Source organism: Dysgonomonadaceae bacterium zrk40 (assembly GCA_016916535.1).
Taxonomy (GTDB): Bacteria; Bacteroidota; Bacteroidia; order Bacteroidales; family Dysgonomonadaceae; genus Proteiniphilum.
Genome location: CP070278.1, coordinates 166,195 through 177,884, shown reverse-complemented (window position 1 = coordinate 177,884; position 11,690 = coordinate 166,195). Strand labels below are relative to the sequence as shown.

Genomic DNA, 11,690 nt, shown 5'->3' with positions numbered 1-11,690 from the left:
CTGAAAAGTGACGTGAGAAGTTTGATGCTCCCTCGGCGTAACGGACTCGGATCGCCCTAGACGGTTCAGCGCAACTGTGCAGTGTGCTCGCATTCTGGATACTGATTGCATCCCAGAAACCGGCTGTTACCGCGGCCATTCCTTTCGACCAACTGGCCAACCCGGCATTTGGGACATTGATGCAGGGGATCGCCATCGATCGATTCAAATCGCAAATCTTCGCCGGCAATGTCGGAAAGTTCGCGGATATATCGAGAAGGCTCCCGGCTATTCGTGAGCAAAAACACGCCGCGGCTTGCCCGAGTCAATGCGACATAGAAAAGGCGACGCTCTTCGGCAAACTCGAAGCTTTCTGGTCGTGGCATGACCAGATTGAGAAGTTCGTCGTCCTCGATCCGGCTCGGCACGCCGTAGTCGCCTTCGCTGACATCGAGCAGGATTGTGTAGTCGGCCTCGAGTCCTTTGGCGCGATGGAACGACAGTCCGGAAACCTCGATATTTTCGAATTTTGGCGGTGTACCCTTGAACGGATCGAGCTGGTTATAGCGCCATAGGACCATGACGTTGAGCTTTTCGCGCCCCTTTGTCCGCCATTGCCCCGAAATCCCACCCAGGAACGAATTTAGCCGTTGCAAGAGCTGGTGACACGCCTCGCCGAATTCCGGCTTGCTCCCTTCACCACTGATCGGAATGACCCGGATCGATCGTGGGATGGCTGGTCGCGTCGAGCGTACCGACTTCTTCAGCTGAGCCGAGTTTCGCTGAACGAAGCTGGCGGCCGTCTCCGCTATGAGCTGATTGCAACGGTACGTTTGCTCCAGTCGACCTTGCCAGCTCGCTCCGAAGTTTGCCTCGAACTGCGTGAAAATGGTAATGTCAGAACCGGCAAAACGATAGATCGATTGCCAGTCGTCACCAACGGCAAAGATTTTCGTGAACGGCTTCTGGTGTTTCAGCGCCTTGATCAGATTCGCGCGTGGCTCCGATACATCCTGGAACTCATCGACAAGGATCAGCGAGTAGGGGCTCCGGTATTGCCCCGTCTCCACGAGATGTGTGGCGTTCGCGATCATCGAGTCGAAGTCGATGCGTTTAGCCTGGTCCAGCTTCCGTGAATAGGATTCGGTGATCTTCCAGATCACCTGAGCAAATTCTCGGGCACGGGTCCGGTCATGGAGCGATTTGGCTCGCTCAAGCAGCATGTCCAGGGTGAGGTGGCTAGCCCGGATGTGCTTGATACAGACCGCTGTCAGCTTGTGATAGTGCTTGATGACCACTGGCTCGAGACCTTTGACGATTGCCGTGTAGCTTTTTTGTTGGAGTGGAATGCCTCGTTTCGTGATTTCTGCCTGTAGGGTTGCGAGCAGCGATCCGTCGCGTGCTTGCGCCGACGTTGTCTGAAATACGTCGATGCCGGCGTTGCGGTAGGCGGTCATCTTATGCTCGGCATGGGTAATGTAGTTGTCGAACGGGGAGGAACCGTCCGCATTGATGGCGAGGTGCTCATGGATGGTATTGCTGGCAGGGTAGTGGAAGTCCGGATGCAGATGTCGGATCCCGCCATTATCCTCTTCGATGGGGATCTGACGCTCGTATTCGAATTCGACGGACTGCAACCAGAGCCAATTGACGATCGTCTGTTCCTGAAGTGATTTCACATAGATGCCAGCCATTGTGCCAATGGTCGCATTACCTTTTCGTCGACGTGCTGAGAGGTACCGATCATAGTCCGCCTTGGAATCGAACACTTCTGCCGGAATATCCGCCTTGGGATGAAGGACGAGGAGATTGACCCAGAGCCGGGAGAACTCCGGATCCGACCGCAGCAACTCGTCAATGATCTGTTCAATGACCTTCGCTTCGCCGGCGGGGTGCTCAACCCAGTTGACAAGCTGTGGCGGCTGTCCTTCGACTTCCCGAATGACACCGAGACCGAGCGCGTGAAACGTGGTCACCTTGCATTTCAGATCGTCCGGATCGACCGCCAGCTGCCGGGCTACTCGCTCCTTCAGTTCGTGGGCCGCGTCCTTGTTGAAAGCGAGCACAAGAATATCTTCCGGGCGGTAAAGCTTCTTGTCGAGGACATAGGCGACCTTGCCGACCATCGTGGCGGACTTGCCCGATCCAGCGGAGGCGACAAGAAGGTTGTTGTCCTCCAGTCGAATGCAAGCTTCGCGTTGCTGATCGGACAACGACCGGCCGTCCAGGTCGTCGAAGAACGATCGGTATCTCGCCAGCTCGGCCGAGACAAACGCATCGTTGTATCTGTGGCGGACAGCAGGATCGGTGATGAAGGCGAGCGATCGGGGAAGCGTCGCTTTCACGGTGGCTGTCATCAATTCCGGATCGAACAGGGGGTGCGAAAGTGCCGCGGCGGCTTGACTCTCCACACTGGCAATAGCCCGTGCAAGGTCAGCATGGGCGAGATATTGGTTTTGTCCCTCCACGATAGCCATCAGTTTCGTATCCACCGCGTTCAGATGCTCGGTATCGGAGCTGATCAGATCGAAGAGGTAGCTGTTGATGAAACTATAGAGATCGGCCGCCAACCGGGTGGCAGCCTCTTCTCCAAGACAATTTAGGCTGTAGACCTGATCGCGAGCCCGGACTTCGACCGAATGCCAGAGCAACGCTTTGCTGACGGAAATCGCGACAACATTCAGGCACGCAATGTTCTCGGCGCCGTTCTGGGTAATTTGTATGGTCGCCGGTAAAGACAGGCGCAGTGTCACCTTCCATTTCCCTTGGGGAAGGAAGCGCGCAACGAAACCAGGCCGGTATGTTCGAACACGATCAGACATCAGGGCTAAGCTCTACCAGAACGTTCAGTCCGGAAGCCATGCGCAATCTATCCAGTATCGTTCATACCGTTTTGCGAATTCCGTCATCTCTCGGACATTGGCCTGAGGTGTCTGGCAGGCCCGGGCGCAGGTGGTAACAACATCTCGGTATAAAGCCTGAGAAACCGGCCGAATGCCCTCGTAGTTTAGAATCAGGTCGGGAAGCCGTTCCGTGATCACCTCGCCGCGAGGGGCCATGACAATGGTCGGCGGTGTGCTATGCGCATTGATCAAGACGTACCTCCAGCTCGGATCGGCCTGTCCCTGAGCCGGAACGAGTTCGCAGGGGCAGGCATCACCGCCTCCGGAAATCTCCTGATAGATTGCCTCGATCGCTTGAGCTTTCCTGGCGATCAAAACATAGGGCCCTGCCGGCGTATAGCCGCCCATCCGCTCGTCATACTCGATGCCCAGTAGATGCCGCAGGTCGTAGTGGGTCGATTTGTCTAGGGTCGCACGTTCCGAGGTAAACCATTGGAGTTGGCGCAGGGTGATCCCGGCTGCCGCTGCGACGTCTTTCGGCGGGTTGGGCCAGCAGGCGACCAGATTCCGGGCGATTTCAGCCGTATTGTCGTGCTCTTCGTAGGCCGGAAATTCGTAGTCATCATCGTCGTCATCGTCTGACGGCTCTTCTCCCGAAATCAGCCAAGTCCTTCGGCTCATACCGTCGTAATGAAAATAGCGGGGTTGATCGGGTGGGAGCGCCGTTTCCCAGGATGACAGCCATCGGCCAGCTTCCCAATCCCGGTCTTCGAGGGGAACAGATGGCGGTTGGCGCATCGGCAAGCTCAGCCATTGCTCTATGCTGTCCTCCAGTTTTCGATTGCTGAGGCCGCGAGGCCCGCGGTGCGCACTCCGGTTGTGAGCGTCCTGCGCATCGAGACAAAGGGCTTCCACGCATGCGGCCAACGACAAATCGACCGGATCATGCCGTTGCGACAGCCATCGGGAGTCATCGTGAGCCGAGCGAAGTGATGCAGGAGCTGTCTTATCCTTGGTATCGGCAACCTCAAGACGGACGCCGATTGTGGCGAGATCCGCCGCGAGCCCCGGATCTGCCTGTGCCATATAGCGATTGACACGAAGAACATCCGGCAAGCCCCGCAACCCCTCCGCGTCTTTCCAAGCCGTCCACAGCACCTCGCATAAAGATTTGCGCTGGCCGACGGTCGAGAATGTCAGCCAGCGGATCGGCAGGCCGGCGACGGTGACGCCGTAGAGTATGATGGGATCCAGCTCGCGTCGTTTCGCATCGGCCAGCCTTATGGGATCGCGGACAGCGACGATGCCGTGCTGAGGATGATGGAAAAGAAACTTCGCAGTCGATACGAAGAAGTGGTGCTCTCTTTGTGGCTGCTGCTGCGGTTTATCAACCATGGCTGTTCCCGAACGACCAAATCACTGTTCGCAATCTTACGATTTTGAGGTCAAAGCCCAAATCCTTTTCTCCCCGCGTAAAAAGCCGTACGCGCGGGTTCAGGAAAACCGTGAGGAATAGACCGTTTTCGAATTGCGCGCTCCGGTGCGCTCCTGCGGACAGCCGTTTAGATGGAAGTACTTGCCAGCGAAAATACTTCCTCGTCAAATCAGTGGCTTAGCAAACGCGGTCTAGACCGACTTTTGGCGCCGCCACTTGGCAAACCTCCAGTGGCTGCTAAACTGCGTAGCAGTAGCAGCCCACCAACATTTCTTTTGGTGAAAGGACTGCGCCATGGAACCCAAAGACTCTCTCTTTCTTGAAATCCTCGGAATCAAAGCTGGCGCTCACGGGCGCTTTGCAATCGTCGCCGTGTTGTTGACTTTTCTTGTGGCGGGAGCGGGCTATCTATCGGGTCACTCCGTCGGAATGTGGTGATGTCGGCGGCTGCAACGGTGGCCCAGGCAATTTTAGGAGCTGGCGCCCGTCGCTTTGTCCAGTCCACGCGATCAACATATCTTCTCCATTCCCCGCGATAGTCCGCAGCCGCGCGGAACGAGGGAGAAAACAAGATCGGGTTTCCGTCATCCGGTGACGGTCAAAATCCAGAGGCGCCCAGTTTCGGTCTCGCCCCAGATCCGTCATGTTATTGAGATCAAGCCAAACTAGGTTGTTGAAGAATTTGAGGCCGAGGACTTTGGTAGCAGCTGGGTCGCGGGTTCGATTCCATTCAAGACCTTATAGTCGGCAAAACAGGGGGGAAGGGCTGCTCTCAGAGATATCAACGAATGACCGGAAAGGGGCCGACCGCTGGCTGGCGGCTCTTGGTTACACTTCTCAAAAAACAGACCTTCGTCTAGCTAAGGTCGGAACGGAATGGCCGAATCCCATTGCTCGAGTTTTCGCAATGACATTGAGGTTTCGGAACGACGCTTTTGTAAACGTGGTTGAGGGCTCGCTGCTCCCGCCGGTTCGACTGCTTGAGAATAGGCCAATCGATCCAGTTGCGCCGGCTTTGAGCCCTGTTCAAACGAACTCGATGCCCTCGCACTTGAAGGCGCCCAACTTCTCCTCATCAGCCAGCAGATTGCCGCTGATGTCGGCGGCGTGATTTTGATGGTGCGGCACTGGCCTCGGTGGGCGAACAGAAAACGTCCGGATTGTCGAGCGGATCCTCCATCGTGGCGCCGTTGCGGTTTTATCGGCCTTCGGAGGCTTGCGTCGCGTACCAAGCGGAGACGGCCTGTATCTGTTCTTGCGTCATGTTCTCGGCGATCTCTGCCATGACGTGCGTGTATTGCGTGCCGCCGCGCGTTCCTTCTTTCCAGAGATGAAGGTGCTCCGAGAGGTACCATTCGGGCAGACCGGAGAGATAGGGATAATAGGGGTTTCGCGAACGGCCGGCGGCGCCGTGACAGCTCTGACAGGCGGGAAGCTTGCGAGAAGCGATGCCCTCCAGTGCGATGCCCCGCCCGAGCTCCAGAAGTTCATCCCGGCTGGCCGGAGGCCCCGCAGCCGCTGCCATCGGCACCGCGCTTCCCCCGGCATCGCCTTCGCCCTCGAGCACCCCCGCCTCGTCCTGTTGTGTTTCGGCGGCCGGAACCAGCGCTTCGACCGCATCCGTCGCGACCGCCGGCGGGGCGGATGCGGGCGCGTCGTCGCTCGTGTCGGAACCAGCCGGTCCGCGAGCAGCCACGGCTTCGTCGTCGGAACCAGGGGGCGCCGGCTGCGCCGCAAAGTAGTGCGCGAGTTCGGCGAGCACCTCCGTCTCGTAGCGGGTCGCGGGCGGTTCCATGAAACCGCTCTGACGGTCGCCACGCGCAAAGGCGAGCAGGGTGGCATAGAGATAGGGCGCGGGTTGGCCGGCAATTACCGGGAAGGCGTGGCGGGCCTCGTCCTCTCCGCGGCCCAGCCCGTCGCGACCGTGGCAGCGGGCGCAATCGGAGAGCGCGTTGTCGATGATGCCGGCGAGTGCGGGCATGGTTTCACCACCCGCTTCGAGATCGTCGTCAGCCAATCCGCCGCCCAGCGCGAGGTTCGCATATTCGGCCCGGGACATCTCGGGAAGCGCCCGAAGAAACGCCACCTGCGCCCAAACCTCGTCCTTGCGGTCCTGCGCCGGCCAGGCCGGCATCCCCGAGTACTTGATGCCGTTCCTGACGATCCAGAACAGCTCCTCGTCGCTCCATTCCGCGACCTTCTCCTCGAGGCGCGGCGGCGAGGGCACCATCTCCTCGACCACCGGTGATTGCGGCACGCCGGGGGCGCCGTGGCAGGATGCGCAGCCGGTCGCGTAATGCCCGGCCGCGCGACGCACCAGCATCGGGTCGCCGAGGTCGATCTCCTCGGGCTTCGAGATCAGCATCGACTGTGTTCTGACAGCATTCTCCATCGTCCAGCCGAGGAACCATTGTGTCACCGACCAATGCCCGGCCGAGGCAGCGATCGAAACCAGGCCTATCCAGCCGACCAGCAGCGCGCCTGTCAAGCCAAGCACGGCGAGGCCGGAGATCCTCTTCCAGGTGATGACGACGTTCAGGTGCATGGATCCCTCCCGGGCGATCGCGGGCGCATTACCGGCAGTCCCAGAAGACGAAGACCGGTAGCGTCTCGAAGACCACCGCGGCGAAGGAGAGCGCGGCGAGAAGCAGCGTCGAGAATTCCAGGAAGCGCTCACGCGCCTCGGGCGTGTCCTGATTGTTGCTATAGCCGCCGCCATCGGCGCGCCATTCGCGCCAGGCGCGGCGAGCAATCAGCAGGATCAGCAGCAGGCAGACGGCTGTGACTCCGGCAATCGCCATTCGCGTGCCGCCGATGTTCCTGAAGACATCATCATTCGGCGCGCATCGGTAAGCCGCCAAAAAATAGCTGAACAGGAAATGGAAGCCCCAGATGGTCGGCGCGGCCACCAGGGTCCAGAGGTTGTCTTGCGTCTTGCCGAATACCTGCATGTATCGCCCTCACATCAGGACGGGGAGATAGGCGAGCGTCCCTACTGTGACGATCACCGTGAGCCCGACGAAGTGCCAGTAGAGCGCGACATTGAAGATATCGATGTCGTGCGCTGGCGTCATCCGCCCCGCCAGCGAGCGGGCGAGGCAGTATCCAAGCATGAGACTTCCCGCGACGCCGTGCGCGGCGGTCCAGATGATGATAACCCAGACCGTCGCCGGATAGACGTGCGCCGTGGGGCGGAGCCCCGTGACATATGGTCCCCAGAGCAGCGCCGCACTTGCGGCGAGGGCAACGAGTGCGCCCGCCGCCATGAGTGCCCGGGCGCGCCCGACGCGGCCGGCCTGATTCGATAGGCGTGCGCCGAGCGCCGCCGCCCAGGCGACCGCGAAAAGGCCGAAAGCGACGCTGGGCCAGAGCACGCCGGGACCGACCGTCGCCGGCGGCGGGAAATCCGCATGGATGGTGAAGAAGTAGTAGTAGCCGAAGACCAGGCCGAGGAACGCGGTTGCGTCGCCCATCATCATGATGAACATGGCCCACCAGCCGACCGAATGCGGCCCGGACTTGTAGAGCGGCAGCTTCAGGCCGAGGCCAACGTCCTTCTCCGGTTTCTCCGGGATCACGGCGGTGCCGCGCCAGAGCCAGACCATGATCGAGATCGTCGACAGCCCCATCCCGACGATCGTCGCTGCCCACCAATGGAAGGTCGCGAAGATGAACACGGCTCCGGTGAAGACCGCGGCTATCATCGGCATGAAGCTCGGACCCGGTACGCGCAGGCATTGCAGCGGCTTGCCATCGAGGACCGACGTGATGATTGTCTCGCGCTTCATCTCCGCAGCGTCGGGGAGGTAGAACCTTCCCTTGTCGACGTCATCGATGAAATTCGGCTGCTCCCAGATCGGATAGCGCGAGGTGACGGCCGGAATGGAGCGGACGCCCCAGCTCTCGCCCGGCATCTCGACCAGCCATTCCAGCGTGCCAGCGTTCCAGGGATTGCGTTTCGCGTAGGGCTCGTTGCCGCGCGGGCGCAGCACGTCCCAGACGATGATCAGGATCCCGGTGGCAAAGACGAAGGCGCCGACGCTCGAGATCATGTTGGCGGTGCCTACGCCAAGACTTTCCGGATAGGTCCAGACGCGCCGGGGCATGCCGGCAAGGCCGGAGTAGTGCATCGGCAGGAAAGCGAGGTTGAAGCCAGCGAACATCATCCAGAACGCGATCCGGCCGAGCCTGTCGGAAAGCTTCCGGCCGCTGACCAGTGGCCAGTAGTAATAGACGCCTGCGGCGACCGGAAACAGCATGCCGCCGATCAGGACGTAGTGCAGGTGCGCCACGACGAAATAGGTGTCGTGCGCCTGCCAGTCGAACGGCGCCAGCGCCACCATGACGCCGGTAAGCCCGCCGATCACGAAATTGGCGAGCGCCCCGGACACGAACAGCATCGGCACCGAGTGGATTACCCGACCGGTCAGAAGCGTCGCGATGAACACGAAGATCTGCACGCCGGTCGGGATCGCCACCGCTTCGGACGCAGCCGAGAAGAAGCCGAGCGAGATCGAGGGCAGTCCCGTGGTGTACATGTGATGCACCCACAGGCCGAACGAGATGACGCCGGTGCCGACCGCGGCGAGCACGATCCAGGAATAGCCGAGGATCGGCCTTTGCGCGAAGGTCGGCACGATCATGGCGACAAGCGCGATCGCCGGCAGGAACACGATGTAGACCTCCGGATGGCCAAAGATCCAGAACAGGTGCTGCCACAGGACCGGATCGCCGCCGCGACTGGGGTCGAAGAACGGCCAGTCGAACAACCGTTCGAGTTCGAAGAGGATGTCGCCGGCGATCAGGGGCGGAAAGGCGAACAGGATCATGCCGGCGACGACCAGAACATACCAGGTGTAAAGCGGCATCAGGTTGAGCCGCATTCCCGGCGGCCGGCATTTCAGAGTTCCGACGATCAGTTCGACCGCCGCGGCGAGGGAGGCGATTTCGATGAACGACAGGCCGAGCAGCCAGATGTCGGGTCCGTAGCCAGGCGTGAATTCCTCCTCCGTTGTCAGCGGCGGATACATGAACCAGCCCGAGCTCGGTGCCTGGCCGAAGAAGATCGAGCCCATGACGAAAACGCCGCCGATGAGGAAGCACCAGAACCCGAACGCCGAAAGCCGCGGGAACGGCAGGTCGCGTGCGCCGAGCAACTGCGGCAGCAGGATGATCGCAACCGCCTCGAAGATCGGCACTGCGAAGAGAAACATCATCGCCGTGCCATGCAGCGTGAACGCCTGGTTGTAGAAGTCGGGCGTGACGAGGTTGTTCTCCGGCACCGCCAGTTGCGCCCGCATGATCAGCGCCAGCACGCCGGCAATCAGCATGAAGATGAAGGATAGCGCCGTGTACCAGATGCCGACTTCGGTATTGTTGACGGCCGACCAGTAGCGCCAGCCTTTCGGTGCCGCCCAGACCTCGCGCAGCCGGTCCTCCTGCGCGCGACGGACCGCATCGTCTTCCTGATCGGGCACAGTGGATGATTTGTCCGTCGTGTCGGTCATTCGAGCGTCCCCAGCCACTGCGCGATTGCGGTGATCTCCTCCTCGGGGAGCATACCGAAGGCCGGCATCTCCACGCCCGGCTTGATGTGCTCGGTCGAGCGGATGAACGCCACCAGATTTTCCACGGTTGTTGGAAGCAGGCCCGCGGCAATTGTGCGCCGGCTCGCTACATGGGTCAGGTCGGGTCCGACGGCACCGTCCGCGGCGGTGCCGCGCACGGTGTGGCAGGCGGCGCAGCCGTTCTGCAGGAACAATCCGGCACCGGGACCGTCAACCACTGCGGCGGGGAGCGCCTGCGACGTGACGTAGGCTTCGAACTCTGCCTCGGGCACAACGACGACGCGGAATCCCATATAGGTGTGAGCCGTACCGCAGTACTCGGCGCAGGCGCCATTGAAGACGCCGGGACTGGTGGGCTCCAGCACCAGACGGTTCACCCGGCCGGGTATGGCGTCCATCTTCCCCGCGAGGGGCGGCACCCAGAAGGAATGGATGACATCAGGGCTGCTCAACAGGATCTCGGTGCGCTTGCCGAGCGGAATCCAGATCTCGTTCGCGCTCGGGACGCCGCCACGCGGCAGCTTGCGGATAACGCCGGGCTCGCCCTCGACGGCATAGGCCACCCGCCACCAGAACCGTTCTGCGGAGACGGCGATGGTGGGTCCGTCAGCTGCGCGCCGCAGTTCCGGCATCATCGTCAGACCCCACCAGAGCAGCCCCGCCAGGACCACGGCCGGAAAGACGCAGCCGCCCCAGACGATCAGCCGAATGCCGGATTTGTCCGAATAGGGCCCGGACTTGCCCCTGGCGGCATAGTAGCTGACGCCGATCACGACGATCCAGATGGCGGTGCCGCCGGCCAGCATGATCCAGAACAGGTTGAGCACGCGCTCCGCCTCGACACCCGCCGGATCGAAGGCGGATTGCGCGCCCTGGCAGCCGGCGAGGGGGGCGATCATCAGCGCCGCCGCGAGGAATCCGGGTCTCGTCATCGGGAGAGGCCTTCGGTCTGCGGCGTCAACCTGGTTGCAACGCGGCTGTCGGGCGAGCGGAGCAGAAGAGCTACCCGGATGACCAGGGCCAGCAGATACATCATTGACTGGACAACCATCATCAGGACGCCCGCGAATTGCTGATCTTCCAAAAGAGTGACGCCCCAGGGGAGGCCGCGATCCAGGTAGCTTTCGTAAAAGGCACGTGAGGAGAAGGCAAGCAGCGCACCCAGGACAAGCGAGAACTTGAAGTTCACAAACAGAGCCAGGATCGCCGATCCGAACTCGTCGCTTCGCATGCGCAGAATGGCCGTCCAGAACAGAAGTCCTGCGGCGAGCATCGAGCCGTGCATCAGCCAGTGCACGAAATCATTTTCGAGCGACAGCGCGATCGCCGCCGGAATGTGCCACAAGGTGAATACGAGCAGTTGCAGAATGGTTGCGACATCAATGCGGATGAGGAATTTCCAGCACCTGCGCCACGGCTGCCAGCGGACCGCCAGCGCCAGCCCGCGTTGCCATTCTCTCGGCAGGGACCGGATCATCGTCGGCATCGGAAGACCCAGCACGAGGAGCGGGGCGGCCACACCCATCAGCACGATGTGCTGCGCCATGTGGGCGGAAAAGAGGCTCTCGCCGATGGCGTCGAGCGGCCAGACGAGGCCTGCCCAGAGTGCGGTCAGCCCGAGCGCAAACAGCCCAGCCTGCCAAACGGCTGTACCTCTGCCGATGCCGGCGCGGCTCCAGGCGAGGTGCAGGCCGCGCCCGTAAAGCAGCAGCGCCACCGCGATCGGCGCCACGACAGTGAGTTGCAGCGACCATGCGGTCCAGAAGTCGTGTGGCGATATCGGCGCGCCCTCGGTATGGGCGCGAGCGCTGGAGGCGACCATGGCCGCAACGCAGAAGCCGACAGTGAGCCACGCTCCCGGCACAT

The 11,690-nt window shown here is 61.2% G+C and carries 8 protein-coding genes; 1 reads left to right on the top strand and 7 read right to left on the bottom strand.

Annotated features, from left to right (window positions below; genetic code table 11):
* Positions 1–65: 65 nt before the first annotated feature.
* Positions 66–2,801, bottom strand: a complete 2,736-nt coding sequence (locus JS578_14395) for a UvrD-helicase domain-containing protein (GenBank protein ID QRX65227.1) — start codon at positions 2,799–2,801, stop codon at positions 66–68.
* A 24-nt stretch (positions 2,802–2,825) separates the two neighbouring features.
* On the bottom strand, positions 2,826–4,217 hold the full coding sequence (locus JS578_14390; protein QRX65226.1) for a hypothetical protein: 1,392 nt from the start codon (positions 4,215–4,217) through the stop codon (positions 2,826–2,828).
* A gap of 334 nt (positions 4,218–4,551) precedes the next feature.
* On the opposite strand from JS578_14390, the gene JS578_14385 reads away from it, so the two are divergent.
* Entirely contained in the window at positions 4,552–4,695 is a 144-nt protein-coding gene (locus JS578_14385; protein ID QRX65225.1) for a hypothetical protein, read from the top strand.
* A 760-nt stretch (positions 4,696–5,455) separates the two neighbouring features.
* On the opposite strand, the gene JS578_14380 is transcribed toward JS578_14385, so the two are convergent.
* Genes JS578_14380 through JS578_14360 form a run of 5 tightly spaced genes read right to left on the bottom strand, consistent with a single transcriptional unit; the run spans position 5,456 to position 11,646 of the window.
* Positions 5,456–6,802 (bottom strand): c-type cytochrome, encoded by a 1,347-nt coding sequence (locus JS578_14380; GenBank protein ID QRX65224.1) that lies wholly within the window; start codon positions 6,800–6,802, stop codon positions 5,456–5,458.
* A 28-nt stretch (positions 6,803–6,830) separates the two neighbouring features.
* Positions 6,831–7,208 (bottom strand): hypothetical protein, encoded by a 378-nt coding sequence (locus tag JS578_14375; protein ID QRX65223.1) that lies wholly within the window; start codon positions 7,206–7,208, stop codon positions 6,831–6,833.
* Positions 7,209–7,217: 9 nt separating this feature from the next.
* Positions 7,218–9,764, bottom strand: a complete 2,547-nt coding sequence (ctaD, locus tag JS578_14370) for a cytochrome c oxidase subunit I (GenBank protein QRX65222.1) — start codon at positions 9,762–9,764, stop codon at positions 7,218–7,220.
* A complete protein-coding gene (gene coxB / locus JS578_14365; protein ID QRX65221.1) occupies positions 9,761–10,756 on the bottom strand; it encodes a cytochrome c oxidase subunit II in 996 nt (331 codons plus the stop codon). Before coxB ends, ctaD begins: the two co-directional genes overlap by 4 nt.
* Positions 10,753–11,646, bottom strand: a complete 894-nt coding sequence (locus JS578_14360) for a cytochrome c oxidase assembly protein (protein QRX65220.1) — start codon at positions 11,644–11,646, stop codon at positions 10,753–10,755. The genes coxB and JS578_14360 overlap by 4 nt, the downstream gene beginning before the upstream one ends.
* Positions 11,647–11,690 lie beyond the last annotated feature (44 nt).